The 17,540-nt window shown below is 71.8% G+C and carries 18 protein-coding genes and 1 tRNA gene; 10 read left to right on the top strand and 9 right to left on the bottom strand.

Annotated features, from left to right (window positions below):
• The first annotated feature begins 128 nt into the window (after positions 1-128).
• Positions 129-1,625 carry a CCA tRNA nucleotidyltransferase gene (gene cca / locus ACQUQ1_RS03785; protein WP_435062934.1) on the top strand — a complete coding sequence of 499 codons (1,497 nt, stop codon included), beginning with the start codon at positions 129-131 and terminating at the stop codon, positions 1,623-1,625.
• 34 nt (positions 1,626-1,659) lie between these two features.
• On the opposite strand, the gene ACQUQ1_RS03790 is transcribed toward cca, so the two are convergent.
• From ACQUQ1_RS03790 to ACQUQ1_RS03805, 4 genes are all read right to left on the bottom strand, one after another.
• Positions 1,660-2,673 (bottom strand): histone deacetylase family protein, encoded by a 1,014-nt coding sequence (locus ACQUQ1_RS03790; RefSeq protein WP_435062935.1) that lies wholly within the window; start codon positions 2,671-2,673, stop codon positions 1,660-1,662.
• 2 nt (positions 2,674-2,675) lie between these two features.
• A complete protein-coding gene (locus ACQUQ1_RS03795; RefSeq protein ID WP_435062936.1) occupies positions 2,676-3,110 on the bottom strand; it encodes a histone in 435 nt (144 codons plus the stop codon).
• A 159-nt stretch (positions 3,111-3,269) separates the two neighbouring features.
• Entirely contained in the window at positions 3,270-4,718 is a 1,449-nt protein-coding gene (locus ACQUQ1_RS03800) for a single-stranded DNA binding protein (protein WP_435062937.1), read from the bottom strand.
• A 294-nt stretch (positions 4,719-5,012) separates the two neighbouring features.
• Positions 5,013-5,516 carry a hypothetical protein gene (locus tag ACQUQ1_RS03805; protein ID WP_435062938.1) on the bottom strand — a complete coding sequence of 168 codons (504 nt, stop codon included), beginning with the start codon at positions 5,514-5,516 and terminating at the stop codon, positions 5,013-5,015.
• A gap of 130 nt (positions 5,517-5,646) precedes the next feature.
• Here ACQUQ1_RS03805 and ACQUQ1_RS03810 point away from each other — a divergent pair.
• Positions 5,647-5,719: transfer RNA gene (locus ACQUQ1_RS03810), tRNA-Arg, on the top strand.
• Between the two features lie 186 nt (positions 5,720-5,905).
• Positions 5,906-6,583 (top strand): DUF309 domain-containing protein, encoded by a 678-nt coding sequence (locus tag ACQUQ1_RS03815; protein WP_435062939.1) that lies wholly within the window; start codon positions 5,906-5,908, stop codon positions 6,581-6,583.
• 11 nt (positions 6,584-6,594) lie between these two features.
• Here ACQUQ1_RS03815 and azf read toward each other — a convergent pair whose 3' ends face one another.
• On the bottom strand, positions 6,595-7,398 hold the full coding sequence (azf, locus tag ACQUQ1_RS03820; protein ID WP_435062940.1) for an NAD-dependent glucose-6-phosphate dehydrogenase Azf: 804 nt from the start codon (positions 7,396-7,398) through the stop codon (positions 6,595-6,597).
• A 137-nt stretch (positions 7,399-7,535) separates the two neighbouring features.
• Here azf and ACQUQ1_RS03825 point away from each other — a divergent pair, with 137 nt between their 5' ends.
• Together ACQUQ1_RS03825 and ACQUQ1_RS03830 are read left to right on the top strand one after the other, a co-directional pair.
• Positions 7,536-7,901, top strand: a complete 366-nt coding sequence (locus tag ACQUQ1_RS03825; RefSeq protein WP_435062941.1) for a dihydroneopterin aldolase family protein — start codon at positions 7,536-7,538, stop codon at positions 7,899-7,901.
• 154 nt (positions 7,902-8,055) lie between these two features.
• Positions 8,056-8,499 (top strand): DUF5790 family protein, encoded by a 444-nt coding sequence (locus tag ACQUQ1_RS03830; protein ID WP_435062942.1) that lies wholly within the window; start codon positions 8,056-8,058, stop codon positions 8,497-8,499.
• 56 nt (positions 8,500-8,555) lie between these two features.
• Here the strand turns inward: ACQUQ1_RS03830 and ACQUQ1_RS03835 are convergent, their stop codons facing one another.
• On the bottom strand, positions 8,556-9,413 hold the full coding sequence (locus tag ACQUQ1_RS03835; RefSeq protein ID WP_435062943.1) for a creatininase family protein: 858 nt from the start codon (positions 9,411-9,413) through the stop codon (positions 8,556-8,558).
• Between the two features lie 180 nt (positions 9,414-9,593).
• Between ACQUQ1_RS03835 and ACQUQ1_RS03840 the strand changes: the two genes are divergently transcribed.
• Positions 9,594-10,322: a methyltransferase domain-containing protein gene (locus ACQUQ1_RS03840; protein ID WP_435062944.1), complete on the top strand. Its 729-nt coding sequence runs from the start codon at positions 9,594-9,596 to the stop codon at positions 10,320-10,322.
• Positions 10,323-10,356: 34 nt separating this feature from the next.
• On the opposite strand, the gene ACQUQ1_RS03845 is transcribed toward ACQUQ1_RS03840, so the two are convergent.
• The gene (locus ACQUQ1_RS03845) at positions 10,357-10,842 is read right to left on the bottom strand and encodes a type IV pilin (RefSeq protein ID WP_435062945.1); all 486 of its coding nucleotides are present in this window, start codon (positions 10,840-10,842) and stop codon (positions 10,357-10,359) included.
• A 79-nt stretch (positions 10,843-10,921) separates the two neighbouring features.
• On the bottom strand, positions 10,922-12,250 hold the full coding sequence (locus ACQUQ1_RS03850) for a DUF7096 domain-containing protein (protein WP_435062946.1): 1,329 nt from the start codon (positions 12,248-12,250) through the stop codon (positions 10,922-10,924).
• Positions 12,251-12,419: 169 nt separating this feature from the next.
• On the opposite strand from ACQUQ1_RS03850, the gene ACQUQ1_RS03855 reads away from it, so the two are divergent.
• From ACQUQ1_RS03855 to ACQUQ1_RS03870, 4 genes are all read left to right on the top strand, one after another.
• A complete protein-coding gene (locus tag ACQUQ1_RS03855) occupies positions 12,420-13,739 on the top strand; it encodes a helix-turn-helix transcriptional regulator (protein WP_435062947.1) in 1,320 nt (439 codons plus the stop codon).
• An 81-nt stretch (positions 13,740-13,820) separates the two neighbouring features.
• Entirely contained in the window at positions 13,821-14,612 is a 792-nt protein-coding gene (locus ACQUQ1_RS03860; RefSeq protein ID WP_435062948.1) for an electron transfer flavoprotein subunit beta/FixA family protein, read from the top strand.
• On the top strand, positions 14,609-15,562 hold the full coding sequence (locus ACQUQ1_RS03865) for an electron transfer flavoprotein subunit alpha/FixB family protein (RefSeq protein WP_435062949.1): 954 nt from the start codon (positions 14,609-14,611) through the stop codon (positions 15,560-15,562). The genes ACQUQ1_RS03860 and ACQUQ1_RS03865 overlap by 4 nt, the downstream gene beginning before the upstream one ends.
• A gap of 329 nt (positions 15,563-15,891) precedes the next feature.
• The gene (locus ACQUQ1_RS03870; RefSeq protein ID WP_435062950.1) at positions 15,892-16,734 is read left to right on the top strand and encodes a polyprenyl synthetase family protein; all 843 of its coding nucleotides are present in this window, start codon (positions 15,892-15,894) and stop codon (positions 16,732-16,734) included.
• A gap of 81 nt (positions 16,735-16,815) precedes the next feature.
• Here the strand turns inward: ACQUQ1_RS03870 and ACQUQ1_RS03875 are convergent, their stop codons facing one another.
• Positions 16,816-17,424, bottom strand: coding sequence for a hypothetical protein (locus ACQUQ1_RS03875; RefSeq protein WP_435062951.1), 609 nt, complete (start codon positions 17,422-17,424; stop codon positions 16,816-16,818).
• Positions 17,425-17,540: the final 116 nt, after the last annotated feature.

Genomic DNA, 17,540 nt, shown 5'->3' on the forward strand with positions numbered 1-17,540 from the left:
GCATGTACCGGGGTGAATTTGAAAGTGCTTTCGTTTCGTCCCGGCGCGAGCGGGTGATTCCCACACCGCAGCCGGCCGTGCCGGGCGGGACCGACACGCTCGTAATCCGGCCGGCGGAAGGGGCGGGTATGACCGATCCGGACGCCGACGGCGACGCCGGCGCCGACCCCGCCGACAGCGACCGACCGGACGGCGGACCCGACGACGACTCGGGGACCGACCTCGACGCCGTGCTCGCGGCGGTCCGCGAGCGCGTGACGCCCGATTCCGACGAGCGCGCGCGGCTGCAGGCGACCGCCGCGGACCTGGCCGACCGCGCCCGCGAGGCCGTAGACGACCTCCCGTCGCCGGCCGACGAGGCCGACGTCCTCACCGTGGGGTCGACCGCCCGCGGCACGTGGCTCGCGGGCGACCGCGACATCGACCTGTTCGTCCGGTTCCCGACCGACCTCTCCCGGGAGGACCTGGAGCGGTACGGCCTCCGCGTCGGCCACGCGGTCTTGCCAAAGGGCGAGGAGGAGTACGCCGAACACCCGTACGTCGTCGGCGAGCGCGACGGGTTCGACGTGGACCTGGTCCCGTGTTACGACGTGGACTCGGCGGGGGACATCCGTTCGGCCGTCGACCGGACGCCGTTCCACAACGAGTACCTCGCCGCCCGGCTGGACGACGACCTCGCCGGCGACGTGCGCGTCCTCAAGGCGTTCCTGAAGGGGATCGGCGTGTACGGCAGCGACCTCCGCACGCGGGGGTTCTCCGGGTACCTCACCGAGCTGCTGGTGCTCGAACACGGCGGCGTCCGCGAGACGCTCGCGGCCGTCGCCGACTGGCACCCGCCCGTCAGGCTCGACCCGGAGGGCCACGGGAGCGCCGAGTTCGACGACCCGCTCGTCGTGATCGACCCGACCGACCCCGAGCGCAACGTCGCCGCCGTCCTCTCGGCGGACAACCTCGCGCGCCTCCAGCACCACGCCCGCGACCTGCTCGCGGACCCCCGGACGGACCCGTTCTTTCCCGACCCGACCGACCCGCTCGCGCCCGAGGCGGTGCGCGCGCACGTCCGCCGCCGCGACACCGCGCCCGTCGCGGTCGTCTTCGACGTGCCGGACCTCGTGGACGACCAACTGTATCCGCAACTGCGTCGCTCGCTCGCCGGGCTCGACCGGGAGCTCTCGGGGCTGGGCTTCGACGTGCTCCGCTCGGCGACGTTCGCGGCCGAACGCGACGGCGACGGGAGCGACCGCCGGGCGGTCCTGCTGGTCGAGCTCGCGGCCCGGCGGCTCCCCGCGGTCGCACGCCACGAGGGCCCGCCAGTTCACGTCCGCGACCACGCCGTCGGATTCCACGACAAGTACGCCGACGACCCGGACGTCTACGGGCCGTTCGTCGACGACGGTCGCTACGTCGTCGAGCGCCCGCGCGGCCCCGAGGAGCGCGACGCGGTCGCCGTCCTCGACTCCGACCGGATCCTCGACGCGGCGCTGGGCGCGCGTGTCGAGTCCGCCCTCGAACGCGGCTACGACGTGCTCGCCGGCGAGGAACTGGCGCAGTTGGCCGGCGGCGACGCGGGCGACGGCGGCGACTTCGGCGTCGACCTCCGCGAGTACTTCGAGCCCGAGGTGTAGCGGCGACCCGACCCGCCCGGGCCGACGCCCCGCCCTACCCCAGGTCGAACCGCTCGCGGAGGTCCTCGACGACCGGGACGCTCCGATCCTCGGGGTCCTTGTCCGGTTCGATCGGCGGCCGACCGTCGAACGTCTCGTGGACCATCGCGACGCCCTCCGAGAGCGTGTCGAGGCCGTACCCGCCCTCCAGGACGAACGCGAGGCCGGCGTCGACCTCCCCGGCGAGCGTTCGCATCCGTTCCGTCATCAGCGCGTACCCCTCCGTCGAGACGCGCATCCGCGAGATGGGGTCGTGGCGGTGGGCGTCGAAGCCCGCCGACACGATCACGAGGTCAGCGTCGAACCGCCGCGTCACGGGTGCGATCAGGTCGTCGATGGCCAGCAGGAAGTCGGCGTCGCCCGCGCCCGCCGGCAGCGGGACGTTCAGCGTCGCCCCCGCGCCGTCGCCCTCGCCGGTCTCCTCGGGGTCGCCGGTGCCGGGGTAGAGCCCCTCCTCGTGGATCGAACTGTACAGCACGTCGCCGCGGTCGTAGAAGATGTCCTGGGTGCCGTTCCCGTGGTGGACGTCCCAGTCGAAGATCGCGACGCGCTCCGCGGCGCCGTCGTCGACGACCGACTGGGCGGCGACGGCGGCGTTGTTGACGAAGCAAAAGCCCATCGCGTCGTCCTCGACGGCGTGGTGGCCCGGCGGCCGTCCCAGCGCGAACGGCGTCCGGCGGCCCGGGTCGCCGGCGTCGGCGAGCGCCTCCTCGGCGGCCCACTGCGCCTGTCCGGCGGCCGCCCGGGCGGCCGCCCAGGTGCCGCCGGAGGCGACGGTGTCGGGGTCCCAGTTGCCGCCGCCGGACTCGCAGAACTCGACCACCTCGTCGACGTAGTCGGCGTCGTGGACGGCGTCGATGGCGGCGCGGGAGGCGGGGTCGGCCTCGACGTACTCGACGCCGTGCTTGCGCTTGAGCCCCTCGCGGATGGCCCGGAGGCGGTCGGGGTTCTCCGGGTGGCGTTCCCCGGTGTCGTGGTCGAGACACGTCTCGCTGTAGCCGAACCGCATCGCTACCCCTCGAAGAGCGCGAAGTACGTCTCGATGTCCTCGGCCTGGACGGTCCGTCGGTCCGCGTGACGCGCGAGGAGGGCGGCCGCGCGGGCGACGTTGTCGGCGTAGTCCTCGAGGATGTCCGCGAGCGCGACGCGGGCGTCCATGGAGACGCGGTAGGAGTCGTCGATGTCGAGTCGGGCGATGCGGTCGACGGGGGCGATGGGGAGCGTCAGCTCCGAACGCGCGACGACCTGCTCGACCCCGAAGTCCGCCGGCATCAGGGTCTTGCGCCCGTCGGCGGCCGCCCGCTCGGCCGCGTCGGCCGCCAGCGACGCCCCGTGCCGCTGGACGCGCCCGGCCAGCTCCTCGGCCGCGCCGGCGCTGACCCGGAGGTCACCCGCGTTCCGGCGGATGACGTCGTCGACGGGCGCGAACGGCAACTCGACAGTCATACACGTACGCCGGAGTGTGGCGTGTATAACGGTTTCCCTTGGCGTGATTCGTGGGGCCGTGCCCCACGCGGCGCGCCGACGCCCCGCCTTCTCGTCGGGGACCTTGCATGCGGGTGATTACGGTCGCGCGTGTCGCCGACGAGGGAGCGCCGGCGGGCGTCAGAACACGTCGTCGGCGTCGATGGTGCCGTCCTCCTCGACGCCGCGCACGGTGACCTCCTCGCCGAGTCGGAGCTTCGCCGAGGTCTCGACCGAGCGGGTCTGCGTGCCGTCGTCGAGGACGACGGGGTCGCCCGCCTGCACGACCGTGCCGGTGAACTCCACGACGCCGCCGGCGTCCGCGTCTCCGTCGTCGCGGTCCGCCCCGTCCGCGGCCTCCGTCGTCGCCGCCGCGGCGGCCGAGCCGCCGGAGCCGCTCGCGTCCCCCGAGTCGAACGAGTCGAGCCCGCCCTGCCCGGCGTCGCGCTCGGCCGAGCCGGAGGCCGCCGCGGCGATGTCGCCGTCGGCGTCCTCCAGCACGGTCACCGAGGAGCGCCACCCCGCGGATGCTTCGAGGTCGTCCTGCCAGCCGTCCTGGATCTCCACGTCGGTGAAGACGACGCGGTCGGCCAGGTCGATGTCGCGGTCGGCCTTGTCGCCCCACAGCGCCACCCGGATCTCGCCGGTGTCGTCCTTGACGCGGACGTTGCGCACCTGACCCTGGGAGCCGTCGTCGCGGTCGAACGTGCGCTTCTCGCTCGTCTCGATGACGCCGCCCGCGATGTCGACCACGTCGTCGAGCTCCAGGTCCGCGATGTCGGTCGTCTCGGGGACGTACTCGACCTCGGCGTCGACCTCCTCGATCGCCCCCCGCGAGCCGACGTGGAGTTCGAGGTCGCCGTCGCGCTCGCGGACGTAGCCGTCGACGATCTCGACGGTCTGCCCGGCTTCCAGCTCCTCGACGCGGTCGGCCATCTCGTCCCACATGGTGACGCGCACCCGCCCCGTCTCGTCGCCGACGGTCATGTTCGACACCTTCCCCTCGGAGCCGTCGTCGCGGTCGAACGTCCGGACGGTGTCGACGTCGAGGATCACACCGAGCAGGTCGACGTCGGAGGCGCCCAGCGTCAGGTCCTCGACGCGGTACTCCTCGACGGCCTCCACGTCCACCTCGGCGTCCGCGTCGGGCTCGACCTTGTCGACGGCGACCTCCAGCCCGCTGTACCCCTCCTTCGGGCGGCCCATGATCCGGAGCACGTCCCCCGCCTGGAGGTTCTCCTTCGCGTCGACGGCGACCTGGTCCCACAGGGAGATCGTGACCCGGCCGGACTCGTCGGCCACCTCCACGTTCAGGACGTGGCCGTCGTCGTCCTCGCCGTCGCGCTCGAAGGTGCGCACCTCGCCGACGGTCATCACCTTCGCGAGGAACTTCACCTCGTCCATCCCCGGCTCGATGTCGGCGACGCTGTTCACCTCCTCGTCGCGCAGTTCGTGCGCGATGAGCATCGCCGCGGTCTCCTCGTCGGCGAGCCCGCCCATGTCCTCGACCTTCTGCTCGACGGCGGCCTCGAACTCCTCGAAGGGGACGTCGGCGTCCAGGTCCTCGTAGACGTCCTCGATAGCGCCCATACTCGTATCCCCTCCCAGGCGAGTGTGCCGCATAAGGGTTCCCGTTCGTCCGGTATCGGCTCGCCCGGTGCCGGTTTCGTCGCCCCGTCCGTCCCGGTCGCGCGGGCCCGCGATCACGTCGCCCTCAACCGCGTCGTCCTTTGTCGCGTCGTCCTCAGCTGGAACGCCCTCTGCCGCATCGGCTCGTGTCGCGTCGCGCTTGCGGGCCGGCGCCTCGTCGGTCATACGCCGGGTGGGTCGGGATCGTATTTGAGGGTTCGCGGCGTCGGGTCGGGGCCGGGCGCCGTCGCCCGCTCAGCGCGTCACGTCGGCCACGGTCCGCACCTCGTCCATCGACTCGTGTTCGACGACGACGGACGCGGGGAGCCCGCCGGCGAACTCGACGGCGGCCTCGTAGCCGCGGTAGACGATCTGCTGGGTGCAGACGTCGCCGCCCTCGCGGACCGTCGTCACGCGGACGCGGAGCTCGTCCGCCCCGCGATCGTACTCGGCCGCCTCCAGCGACGCCTGCATACAGCCGTTCTTCCCGCGGATGACGCCGGTGACGGTCACCAGGTCGTCGTCGAACGCGACGGACGCGGACTCGCCCTGCTCGTCCGCGTCGCCGGTGCGGTCGAACGAGCGGTTCGTGATCCGCGGGAACTCCCCCTCCCCGCTCGGCGTCGCGCTCTCGGTCGGCGTCTCGGACTCGCTCGTCTCGCCGCCGCCCGAGCCGCCGCCTCCGCTTCCCCCGGTACAGCCGGCCAGCGCGGCCGACCCGACGCCGGCCGCCGCCGCGAGGACGGTTCGTCTGTCCATGTTTCAGGGAACGACGGCTGAACGCAAAAGTCCGACGTAGACGCAAGGGCGCGTTTGTGTCTCGGTGGTCGGTCGCACGGGTCGGCAGGATCGGAATCCCTTTACGTGGCGCCGGCGTCGGTCGAGTTGAGTCCGGGTAGGGTAGTGGACTATCCTCTTGGCTTGCGGAGCCAGGGACCGGAGTTCAAATCTCCGTCCGGACGTTCCTTCGCTCACTTCGTTCGCTCAGTCACGTCCGGCCTGTTCACGTTCGCTTCGCTCACGTGAACTCCGTCCGGACGTTTCTACCGCGCCGCCACACCGCGAGCGACTCCCGTCGCTTACGACTGCGTCGCCGCCCGTCCCGCCGCCACGGACAGACTGAAACGCTCGCCCGCACGAGTTCCGCTGTGGCTACCAGCGACGCCCCCGACGAGTCCGCCCGCGTCGCGGCGCTCCGCGCCGGCATCGCCCTCTACACCGCCGGCGAGTTCCACGCCGCTCACGATCCCTGGGAGGCCGTTTGGCTCGATCTGACGGAGGTGGCCGCCGCGGACGACGCGCCCGAGTCCGCCGTCCGCGACGAGCGTCTGTTCCACGGCCTGATCCAGTTCACCGCCGCACAGTACCACGCCCGGGGGCGCAACTGGTCGGGCGCGGTCGGGCTCGCCGAAAGCGCGGGGACGTACCTCGCCGGGGTGCCGGACGACTACCGCGGCGTCGACGTGGCGGCCGTCCGCGACGCGCTCGCGCGGCTGGCCGCGGACCCCGAGCGCGTCGAGCGCGGACCGGCGCCCCCGATCACACACGAGGGAGAGCGCGTCGCGCCCGGGTCGCTGTCGCTCGACGCCGCGGCGCGGGCGGCCGAGGCGCTCGCCGAGGAGCACGACCTCGACGCCGACGCCGTCGCGGACGCGGCGCGGTTCGCCCGCGCGGAGGAGCGGGCGGGCCGCTCCCGGTTCGCCGCGCTGTTGTTCGACCTCCTGCGGGCCGACGACCCGGGGACCAGGGGGCTGGTGTACGACCGGCTGACCGGGCTGGTCGAGCGGGAACGGCGCAAGGAGGAGGACGTGGAGGGGCTGTTCTGAGCGAGGGGCGGTCAGGCGGAGTCCGGCTCGGCCTCCTCCTTGGGTTTCCCCTCGAAGGTGTACTCGGCGGAGTTGTCCTGCGGGTCGTATCCGAGCACCTCGCGGGCGCGCTCGATGGAGTAGTACCTGCGGTCGTTGTCGGAGATGCCGTACACGATCTCGTAGCCGTAGTCGGCGCGGAGGCACCGGTCGAACAGGTGCGCGCAGTCGCGGTGGGAGAGCCACATCGCCTGCCCGCGCTCGTACTCCTTGGGCGGGTGGTCCTTCGTGAGGTTGCCGATGCGAACGCACGCGACCGTCAGGTCGTGGTGGTCGTGGTAGAAGCGCCCGAGCGTCTCGCCGGTCGCCTTCGAGACGCCGTAGAGGTTCGAGGGTCGCGGGAGCTCCGAGCCGTCCAGGCGGAACTCGTCGTCCGTACGGTACATGTCCGGCGTGCGGTCGTCCGTCTCGTAGGCGCCGACCGCGTGGTTCGAGGAGGCGAAGACGACGCGGTCGACGCCGGCGTCGGCGGCCGCCGCGAACAGCTTCTGGGTGCCGTCGATGTTGTTGGACAGCACCGAGTCCCACGGTGCGTTCGGTCGGGGGTCGCCCGCGAGGTGGACGACCGCGCCGACGCCCTCGACGGCATCGCGGACGGCCGTCTCGTCGGTCACGTCGGCGACGACGACGTCCTCGTCGCCGATCCCCGCGGGGAGCGCGTCCGCGGCGAGCGGTTCGCGGTCGAGGAGGCGCCAGTCGTACGCCCCGCCGAGGCCGGCGAGGATCGCGCGGCCGACGCGCCCGCCCGCCCCCGTGAGCAACACCGGTTCGTCCATTCGGTCGAGTCTCCGGCCAGCGAGGGTAAGTATCGTGCGGTTCGCGGGGCGCCCTCGCGGCCGCTGACAGGTCCGCCCGGCGTCCGCGCCATCCCCGAGCCCGGTACGCATTTCCCGGCCGCCGCCGACGATCGGGCATGGCAACCGACGCCCGGCAGGCGTGCTTCGAGGCCGGCATCAAGTTCGGCTCGCTGTACCACCAGTTCGCGGGGACGCCCGTCTCGCCCGCCAGCACGCGCTCGCTGGAGACGGCGATCGCCGAGTCGATCGAGAACCAGCCGTACTGCGAGGACGTCGCGGTCGCCATCGACGACGACGCCGTCGCGGCCGACATCGACCACGAGAACGGCTACACGGAGCTGTCGGGGCACCTGATGGAGGTCGACATGCGGGTCGAGTACGGGGGCGTGACCGTCCGCACCCGGATGGAAATGGAGGACGGGTACCCCCTCATGAAGCTGGTCGAGGTCGTCGACGGGGCAGACGGGGACGACGAGGAGTGAGGGGAGACGGGGCGGCTCCCGGGCCGCCCGCCGCGGCGCGACAGCGCTCCGAACCGGCCGCGGCGCGGATCCGACCGCGTCGGACCGCGCCGTGGGCGATTTCACTTTCACTTTCGGGCGACCGCTTAAGCGGGTCGGCGGCGAACCGGCGCTCATGGCGCAGGCGACGTTCGACGACGACGACCTGTTCGGGGAAGCGGCCGACGAGATGCGCGCGGACGTCGAGGAACACCTCCGCGCGGCGAAGTCGAAGCTGCCGACGGCGGACGCCGTCTGGGAGACGGACGCCGACAACGTCCTCGGCGCGCTCAACGGCCTCCGGTCGGCGCTCGACACCGGCGACGCCGTCGAGGAGCTCCGGCAGGCGAAGAAGCAGTACGTGCTCGGCGAGCGCGCCGGCGCGTTCGAGGACGACGACGAGCTGGCCGAGGAGATCGAGGGCCTCCAGGAACTCGTCGAGACGCTGGAGGAGGCGCACGGGCAGGTGGGCGACCTGACGAGCACCGTGCCGCAGATCAAGAGCGACCTGGAGGACGCCCACGCCGACGGCGTCGACGCGGACGCCGACGCGGACGACACGGAGGAGGCGGAGGCGTAGACGCGGCCGGCGGCGGCCCTCCCGCCCCGGCTCCGTGACCGCACACGCCCGCACCGCTATCGCTCCCGCCTCCCCCGCTCCCGCCCGGCGACCGCGCCGGCCACGTCACACAGCGCGTCGCTCGCGCGGTCCAGCAGTTCCTCCCCGAGCGCGGCCGTCCCCCCGGTCGGGTCGCCGACGACGCCGTTCCCGGTGAACTCGTCGCTGTCGTGCGCGAGGTTCACCCCGCGGACCCACTCCCCCCAGCGCCCGCTCCCCCCGTCGCGGGCGTCCGCGACCCGGTCCTCGCGGACGAGGTCGGGGGCGACGTGTCGCAGCATCGCGGTCTCGAGCGGGCCGCCGTGGCCCATCCGGCCCGCGTGCTCCCCGACCGCCTCGAACCAGGTGAACGAGACGGCGTAGGCGTCGGTCGCGTCGTCGCGCGAGACGCGACGGGCGACCTCCGCGAGCGCCTCGACGTTGCCGCCGTGGCCGTTGACGAGGACGACCCGGTCGACGCCGTGGTGCGCGAGGCTCTCGACGGTCTCGCGGACGTACGCGCGGAAGGTGTCCGGCGACACCCACAGCGTGCCGTCGAACGCGCGGTGTTCCTCGGCGACCCCGACGTGGACCGGCGGCGCGACGAGGAGGTCGCCGTCCCGGTCGGAGCCCTCGCTGTCGCGGTCGGGTCCGCCGGTACCGCGGTCCGGGTCGTCACCCTCCGACCCTCCGCCGTCGGCTCCGTCCCCGCTACCGTCCACGTTTCCGTTCTCCGCCCACCGCTCAGCGGCCGCGTCGGCGACCGCTTCGGCCGTCAGCGCGTCGGTTCCCAGCGGCGCGTGCGGGCCGTGCTGTTCGGTGCTCCCGACCGGGAGCAGCGCGGCGTCGACGTCGGCGTCGCGGACCTCCGTCCACGTCGCCTCCGAGAGCTTCATGCCCCGCACTCCGTCCCCGCGGGACTTGTAGCCGGCTATCGCGCGCAACGGTGGTAGCCGGCTATCGCGCGCAACGGTGGCGGCGGCCACGCGGAACGCGACGGATCGCGGGCGCGGCCGCCGGGGCGCTCGACCGCGGTTCCGTGGGGGTTATGACCGCCGCGCCCCAACGCGAGCGCAATGGGAATCCTCGAGGACAAGGACAACGCGCGGCTGTTCTACCGCTACTTCTCGCGCGTCTACGACACGATCAACCCCTACATCTGGGACGACCGGATGCGCAACCGGGCGCTGGAGTGGTTCGACGCCGACCGCGACGACCGCGTGCTCGACGTGGGCGCCGGGACGGGCTTCGCCACGGAGGGGCTGCTCAACCACGTCGACGAGGTGTACGCGCTCGACCAGTCGCGCGGGCAGTTCGAGCAGGCGTTCCGGAAGTTCGGCAAGCGCGGGAAGGTGCGCTTCCACATGGGCGACGCCGAGCGCCTCCCGTTCAAGGACGACTCCTTCGACAAGGTGTGGTCCTCGGGCTCCATCGAGTACTGGCCGAACCCCGTCGAGGCGCTCCGGGAGTTCCGCCGCGTCACGAAGCCCGGCGGCACCGTCCTCGTGGTCGGCCCGGACTACCCGAAACTGAAGCTCTTCCAGAAGCTCGCGGACGCGATCATGCTGTTCTACGACGCCGAGGAGGCCGATCGGATGTTCCGGGAGGCCGGCTTCGAGGGGACGCGCCACTTCATCCAGCAGCGCCACCGCGGCGCCCCGCGGGCGATCACCTCCGTCGCGACGGTCCCCGAGGACGCGCCCGGCGGCGAGGGCGACGCCGAGCCGCTCGCGGACACCGCTGGCGAGACGGCGGGGGACGAGGAAGCCGGGGAAGCCGAGGGGCCGGCCGCGACCGACGACTGAGCGGCCGCGGTACCCGACCCGCGCCCTTCACGGCTCACCCCCCGACCGCCCGCAGTGTCGCGATCCGGTGGTCGCGCCCGTAGATCGAGACCTCGACGAGCGCTCCGGACCGGAGGCGTGGGCTGTTCGTTCCGGCGACCCCGAGGGAGGCCGTCTCGCCCGCGGACCAGCCCGGGTCGCTCGCGGCGTTGAACGGCCCCGTCGGTCCGCTCTCGAACCCCCGCGCGGCGAAGAACGGGACCGGCGGCTGGAACCGGAGCGGGTCGCCGTCGACGCGGACGACGACCCGGAGGTCGCGGACGTCCAGCGCGTCGCCGCCGCGATGCGTGAACGTGAGCGTCCCGTCCTCGACCGCGAGATCGACCGCGGCGGTCGGCGGGGGCGAGGCCGGCGACGCCGCGAGCGCCGCCGCGCCGACCGCCGCCGAGAGCGCGACCGTCGCGAGCACCAGCAGCGCGACGCCGACGCTCGCGGCCGTCGCTCGCTCGTCGGCCGGGACGGCCGGCGTCGTCGGATCCATCGACGGGTCGCGGTGGTCCCCCTATCGGACAAGAACCCTCGGCACGCGACCGCGTCGTGTTGGCTCCGTTGGGGCCGAGTCACGTCCCGTCGTCGATCGACGGGGACCCGGTCGAGTTCGAGAACGCCTCCTCGACGGTATGCGGGTCGCTCGGCTCGACGCTGACCGTCGAGACCTCGGCGGACCCCACCTCGACGACCGTGACGACGAACGACCCGCGGGGAGAGACGGTCCAGAGGACTCCGTCGTCGCCGGTCGTCCCGACCTCGACGCTCTCGCCGCCCTCGCGGCCGATCTTCACGATCGCGTCGATCGGATCGCCCGTCTCGGGATCCGTGACGGCGACCCGGAGCGGCCCGCCGGGGAACGTCCGATTCACTGTGAGCGTGAGATCGAGCGTTCGCGACACCGGCTCGCCGGTGTCGATGCCGGCGAGGTCGACACGTTGCCACTCGAGGAACACGCGCTCGCTTCCGCCGCCGACGAACGCGGTCAGCGTCCCGTTGGGGTACCGCAGGTCGAACAGGAACGTCCCGCCGGAGCCCTGTCCCGAGACCGACCCGCCGGTCGCGGCGTAGACCTCGGGGTAACTCCGCTCGGTCACGTTCTGCGCCACTTCCTCGTTGATCCCGGTCTCGTCGCGGTCGCGGAGGTCCCCGCGGAAGGCCTCCCTGACGTATTCGTCGCCGGCGACCGTGGAGAGAACGACGCTCTCGCGGGTGGTTGCGACGTATATGCGGGTCGACGCGCCCGGCTCTCCGCGAAGCGCCGCGGCGGCTCTCTCCCGCACCGGCCCGTCGAACGTCTGGAGGTCGTAGATGATCGAGAACACCCGACTGTCGTCCAGGGAGAACTCCTCGGTTTCGTCGGCGAGCCGGTTCAGGAGTCTGACTCGTTCTTCGAGCGTCCGTGCTGTCGCGCGTATCTCCGCGAGTTCCACGAGCAACTGCCGCGCGGTGAGTTCGCCGTCGGCGTATCCCCGAAGCGCGGCCCGTTGGCGGCTGTGGAGCGTGATGACGTCCTTGTCGACCTCGTTGAGGCCGTCGAGGATCCGCTTCTGTCGCTCGTCGGTCGTGTTCGCGCTCTCGATCCGCTCGCGCATCGCGATCGTCTCGATCCGGGCGGCCGAGGCGTTCGCCCCGAGCCCGGTCGCGGTCCCGGCGTCGACGGTCACCACGTCGACGTCGGCCGTGACGCGCTGGCTCCCGTTGAGCGACAGCACCCTGAGGGCGCCGCTTCCGTTGTGGGGGGTGAACGCCGCGGTTCCGGTCCCGCCGTCGTCGGCTCCGGCGGCGGCGACCCCGACCTGGGTGCCGCGGTCCGGTGCCGCTGCCGGCGGCGCGGCGACGCCGACGCCGACGGCGGCACAGACGAGGAGGGCGGCGAGGGCGACGGGGATAGCTCGCATGGGAAGGCGCTACCGCGGCCTCGGATAAAAAACCGGCTCAAAGCCGGCCGGACGGCGCCGTCCGTCGCCGGGACGCGCGCCGGCGCTCCCCGGAACCGCCCGATGGGGGTCCGGCGCGTGTTATCGATGGAAAGGGTTTTGCGGGAACGCCAAGAGTCGAACATACAGAATGCGGCACGCAGCCCTCCTCGCCGCGCTCGTCCTTCTCGGCGCCGTCGTTACCGGATCGGCCGCCGCGACCGCCGGCGAGCCGACGGCTCCGTCCCCCGCGGTCGACGCGGCTCCCGCTCCGACGGACGGCCGCCCCGCGCTGGCCGTCGGCGCCCCGCGGACGAACTTCACCGTCTCGTTGCGCGCGAACGGCGACGCCCGCTGGACCGTCGAGACGCGGATCCCGCTCGGGGACGAGGCGGACCGCGACGCGTTCCGCGAGTACGCCGCCGCCTACGAGGCGGGCGACGCCGACGGCGGCCCCGCGGTCGGGCCGTTCCGCAACGCCGCCGCCGCGGCGTCGAACGCGACCGGCAGGGAGATGTCCGTCGTCCGGGTGAACCGGAGCGCGACGCTGCACAACGAGTCGGGCGTGCTCCGCCTCCGGTTCACGTGGTCGAACTTCCTCGCTCCCGGCGAGGACGGCGCGCTCGTCCTCGGGGACGCGCTCCGGACGCCGGATAACGGCACCTGGTTCGGGTCGCTGTCGGCGTCCCAGCGTCTCGTCATCGAGCCGCCGGCCGACTACGAGGTGAGCGACGTCTCCCAGGGATTCAGCTACTCTATCAGTAACCGGCGGATCGTCGCGGAGGGGCCCCAGACGTTCGATTCCGGGGATATCGAGGTCAGATACGAGCCGGGAGCGGCGCCGCCTCCGGGGAACCAGGGGCTCCCGATGGAACTGGTCGTCGGCGGCGGCGCGGTGCTCCTGTTCGTCGTCGCGGCGCTCGCGTACCGCCGCGGCGGCCTCCGGTCGGGCGAGCCGGTCGCGACCGAACCGAACGCCGCAGACTCGACTGCCGGACGCACGGGGGCCTCCCCGGACCACCACGGCGGGGAGAACGGCTCGACCGCGGCGGCGGCCGCCGACGCGTCGACGGACGGCACCGACGGGGGGGCGGACGGCGGCGGCGCGGCGGACGACCCCGCGACGGCGGCCGTCGGTGCGGCGGACGTCGACGGCGCCGACGACGTCGAGGAGGACCTCGAACTCCTCTCGGACGAGGAGCGCGTCGAGCGCCTGCTGGAGCGCAACGGCGGACGGATGCGCCAGGCCAACATCGTCAGCGAGACGGGCTGGTCGGACGCGAAGGTGTCGCAGTTGCTCTCCGCGATGGCGGACGAGGGTCGCGTCGAGAAGCTCCGCCTCGGCCGGGAGAACCTCATCTCGCTCGCGGACGGAGCCGACGACGGCGACGGAACCGGTGGCGACGGGGTCGGCGGACCCGGAGGCGGCGAGACCCCCGGCGTCGACCCGGACGACGGGGCCGGCACGTAGCCGCCTCCATCGCCGCACCGGGGCGCTCGCTCCCCACGGTTTCCGAAACTGTTTACCCCCGACCACGGCAACGTTTGCGCGATGAAGATCCTCGTCACGGTCAAGGAGGTCGCGGAGGCGGCCGACGACTTCGAGATCGACGGGACGGACATCGACGAGCAGTTCCTCGAGTACGACCTCAACGAGTGGGACGACTACGCCGTCGAGGCGGCCGTTCAACTCTCCGAGGAGTACGAGGACGTCGAGGTCGTCTCGGCCACGATCGGCCCGGAGCGCTCGGAGGAGACGATCCGGATGGCGCTCGCGAAGGGCGTCGACCGGGCGATCCGCGTGTGGGACGACGAGGTCGCCGGCGCCGACCTCGACGTGGCGGCGAAGACGCGGCTGCTCGCGGCGGTCGTCGACGAGGAGGAGCCGGACCTCGTGCTGACGGGCGTGCAGGCGGCCGACGACGGCTTCGGCGCCACCGGCGTCTCGCTGGCCGACGAGATCGGCTTCGACTGGGCGGCCGTCGTCAACCACCTGGAGACCGAGGACGACCTCTCGATGGCTCACGTCCACCGCGAACTTGAGGGCGGCGTCGAGGAGCTCACCGAGGTCGACTTCCCGGCCGTGCTCACCATCCAGACGGGGCTGAACGAGCCGCGGTACGCCAGCCTCCGCGGCATTCGGCAGGCACAGAGCAAGGAGATCGCCGAGTTCGGCCTCGCGGACCTCGGGCTCGACGCCGACGCGGTCGCCTCGCCGATGCGCCGGACCGCGATGTACGAGCCGGAGACGGAGTCCGACGCGACGTACTTCGAGGGCGACGCCGACGAGCAGGCGGCACAACTGGCCGACGTGCTCCGGACCGAGGGGGTGGTGTCGGAATGAGCGACGTGCTCGCGGTCGCCGACCACCGCCGCGGCGAGCTGCGCGACGTGAGCTTCGAGCTGGTCCGCGCGGGCCGCGAGCTCGCCGACGACCTCGACGGCGACCTCCACGTGGCCGTGATCGCCGGCGACGTGGAGGCGTTCGCCGACCGGCTCTCGCTGTCGGGCGTCGACGCGGTCCACACGGTCGAGGCGGGCGCGGAGTTCAACCACGACCTGTACGCCGGCGCGACCGCGGCGCTGTTCGAGGAGCTGTCGCCGACGGCGGTCCTGCTGCCCAACTCGGTCAACGGGCTGGACTACGCCCCGGCGGTCGCGAACCGGCTCGGCCTGCCGCTGGTGGCCGACGCGGTCGGGCTCTCCTACGACGACGGGCTCGAGGCCACCCGCGAGATGTACGGCTCGAAGGTCGAGACCGCCGTCGAGGTGAGCGAGGAGCCGTTCGTCGTCACCGTCCGCGGGGGCGAGTGGCCCGCCGTCGAGGAGCCCGCCGACGTGCCGATCGAGCCGTTCGAGTACGACTTCGACGAGGCCGAGTCGGGCGCCCGCGTGCAGGGCTACGAGGAGGTCGGCGCCGGCGACGTCGACATCGCCGAGGCGGAGTTCCTCGTCTCCATCGGCCGCGGCATCGAGGAGGAGGAGAACCTCGAACTGATCGAGGAACTGGTCGAGGTCACCGGCGCGACGCTGTCGGCGTCCCGGCCGATCGTCGACAACGGCTGGCTGCCGAAGAACCGCCAAGTCGGCCAGTCCGGCAAGCAGGTCACCCCGGACGTGTACCTCGCGATCGGGATCTCCGGGGCCGTCCAGCACGTCGCCGGCATGAAGGGCGCGGAGACGATCATCGCGATCAACACCGACCCGAACGCGCCCATCTTCGACATCGCCGACTACGGGATCGTCGGCGACCTCTTCGACGTGGTGCCGGCGCTGATCGAGGAGTTCGAGTGAACCTCTGTTAACGGGGCCCTCCTCGCTCGCGCCTTCGGCGCTCGCTCGTCGACCCCCGCCAAAACCCGTTCATGTCGTCGGATTCCGCCGGAATCCGACTACTAATCAGAATCGCTCCGCGATTCTGATGATGTCGTCAGACCGCTTCGCGTTCTGACTACCGACGGGAAATCTGCGATTTCCCGTAATGCCGAAACAGCCGCTCGCTCGCCAGCCCGGCGGCTGGCTCACTCGCGGTGAGCGCGTGGCGGTGCCGCCGACGGACGCGGCCGCGCCCCCCGATTCCGTATTCGGTACCCTCTTTTCCGCCCGGGCCCGTTACACGGTCGATGGAGTACCTGGAGCGTCGGGTCGCGATGGCGAACGAGCGCCTCGCCGAGGTGACGGGCGCCGTCGACCCGCCGCAGCTCTCCGAGGAGATCGAACACGTCGTGCTGGCGGGCGGCAAGCGGGTCCGCCCCACCGTGACGCTCCTCGCGTGCGAGGCCGCCGGCGGCGACCCCGAGGAGGCCGTCGACTTCGCCGTCGGCGTCGAACTGGTCCACAACGCCTCGCTGGTCGTCGACGACATCATCGACCGCTCTGACGTGCGCCGCGGGACCCCCAGCGCGTGGGCGGAGTTCGGCTACGGTCCGGCCATCGTCGGCTCCGACGGCATGCTCGGGGAGGCGTTCGCGCTGTTCTCGGCCGACGAGCAGGCGATGCAGATCGTCGCGGAGGCGATGGTCGAACTCGGCGAGGGCGAGGCGACCGAGCTCGTGGCGAAGCCGACGAACGAGGAGGAGTACATGACGCTCGCGCGCCGCAAGACGGGGGCGCTGTTCCGCGCGGCCGCCGAACTGGGGGCGGTCGCCGCCGGCGCCGACGGCTTCACGATCGAGGCGTTCGGCGACTACGCCGAGCGCGTCGGCGTCGCCTTCCAGATCCGCGACGACGTGCTCGACGCGACCGCCGACGCCGACGACCTGGGCAAGCCCACCGGCGTCGACGAGGCCGTCGACCGGCCCTCCCTGCTCCAGGTGACCGACCTCACGCCCGAGGAGGCCGACCGGCGCGCCCGCGACCAGGCCGACGCCGCGCTGGAGGCGCTGGAGACCGCCGGGATCGGGGAGTCCGACGCCCGGGGGTACTTGCGGGACCTGGCGGAGTTCGTGGTCGTGCGGGAGCGGTAGAATAGAGCCGGTACGTGAATCGCTGATCGGTAGAGATAGAGCAAGTAGCTCTCGAATTTCTCACTCTCCCGGCATAGTGGATTAGTCCGTCCTCGGTGTTCCAGACCATTGTCTGGAGATGAAGAGACCCCCACCGACCAGCACGAGCCAGAGGATCGTCAGTTCGAGCCGGTGCCTCGTCGTAAAGCGGCGGTCTAATAAAAACACATAGAACCACCCAATCCCGCTCAGTACCGCGAACACCGTCAGGATATTGTTTGGAGAGTTCTGTCTGTAGGCGTCGACGCTGACGATCACTACGATCCCTGCAATCGCCGAGGTCAACATCGTCGCCCCAGCAGTTATTCCCCCTGCCAGCCCTCTTCCGTTGTACATCCATGGCCTGAATACGAGCGGGCCTCCAACGAATATGCCCACCCCGACGATCGCCCCAATCGCTGGAAGCATGCGATTTTGATCCGGCGACCCGCGCCCGGCAAACCGGCGCGCCGCTACCAGCAACAGCCCACTGCCCATGAGAAGCCCCACCAGCATCACGAAGACCGGCTGTGATGAACGCCAGTGGTCTGGCTCTAACGCAACAATCGCAGCTGACCCACCCAGAAGCGACAAGCCCCACAGGGCGAGCAAACCCGCTTGCTGGCGTTTTGAAAGGTTACTCTCCACGAGAACCGTTCGTTTGGAGGGCATTGTCGTGAATTATGATCAAAGCGTTATGAATATTCAGAATTAAATGGCCGAAATATTCGAGCAACGGTGATGCATACGCAGTCGCTCTCTACCAGAGTATTCACTAAAATCCCACG

This window comes from Halobaculum sp. EA56 (assembly GCF_051195075.1).
Lineage (GTDB): Archaea > Halobacteriota > Halobacteria > Halobacteriales > Haloferacaceae > Halobaculum.

Excerpts from the sequence above, each read along its gene's own strand:
- ACQUQ1_RS03800 (WP_435062937.1), bottom strand. The coding sequence starts at position 4,718 with ATGGGCGCTATCGAGGACGTCTACGAGGACCTGGACGCCGACGTCCCC.
- ACQUQ1_RS03795 (WP_435062936.1), bottom strand. The coding sequence starts at position 3,110 with ATGACTGTCGAGTTGCCGTTCGCGCCCGTCGACGACGTCATCCGCCGG.
- ACQUQ1_RS03865 (WP_435062949.1), top strand. The coding sequence starts at position 14,609 with ATGAGCGACGTGCTCGCGGTCGCCGACCACCGCCGCGGCGAGCTGCGC.
- ACQUQ1_RS03825 (WP_435062941.1), top strand. The coding sequence starts at position 7,536 with ATGGCAACCGACGCCCGGCAGGCGTGCTTCGAGGCCGGCATCAAGTTC.
- ACQUQ1_RS03835 (WP_435062943.1), bottom strand. The coding sequence starts at position 9,413 with ATGAAGCTCTCGGAGGCGACGTGGACGGAGGTCCGCGACGCCGACGTC.
- ACQUQ1_RS03860 (WP_435062948.1), top strand. The coding sequence starts at position 13,821 with ATGAAGATCCTCGTCACGGTCAAGGAGGTCGCGGAGGCGGCCGACGAC.
- cca (WP_435062934.1), top strand. The coding sequence starts at position 129 with ATGACCGATCCGGACGCCGACGGCGACGCCGGCGCCGACCCCGCCGAC.
- ACQUQ1_RS03805 (WP_435062938.1), bottom strand. The coding sequence starts at position 5,516 with ATGGACAGACGAACCGTCCTCGCGGCGGCGGCCGGCGTCGGGTCGGCC.
- ACQUQ1_RS03855 (WP_435062947.1), top strand. The coding sequence starts at position 12,420 with ATGCGGCACGCAGCCCTCCTCGCCGCGCTCGTCCTTCTCGGCGCCGTC.
- ACQUQ1_RS03850 (WP_435062946.1), bottom strand. The coding sequence starts at position 12,250 with ATGCGAGCTATCCCCGTCGCCCTCGCCGCCCTCCTCGTCTGTGCCGCC.
- ACQUQ1_RS03830 (WP_435062942.1), top strand. The coding sequence starts at position 8,056 with ATGGCGCAGGCGACGTTCGACGACGACGACCTGTTCGGGGAAGCGGCC.
- ACQUQ1_RS03845 (WP_435062945.1), bottom strand. The coding sequence starts at position 10,842 with ATGGATCCGACGACGCCGGCCGTCCCGGCCGACGAGCGAGCGACGGCC.
- ACQUQ1_RS03875 (WP_435062951.1), bottom strand. The coding sequence starts at position 17,424 with ATGCCCTCCAAACGAACGGTTCTCGTGGAGAGTAACCTTTCAAAACGC.
- ACQUQ1_RS03790 (WP_435062935.1), bottom strand. The coding sequence starts at position 2,673 with ATGCGGTTCGGCTACAGCGAGACGTGTCTCGACCACGACACCGGGGAA.
- ACQUQ1_RS03840 (WP_435062944.1), top strand. The coding sequence starts at position 9,594 with ATGGGAATCCTCGAGGACAAGGACAACGCGCGGCTGTTCTACCGCTAC.
- azf (WP_435062940.1), bottom strand. The coding sequence starts at position 7,398 with ATGGACGAACCGGTGTTGCTCACGGGGGCGGGCGGGCGCGTCGGCCGC.
- ACQUQ1_RS03870 (WP_435062950.1), top strand. The coding sequence starts at position 15,892 with ATGGAGTACCTGGAGCGTCGGGTCGCGATGGCGAACGAGCGCCTCGCC.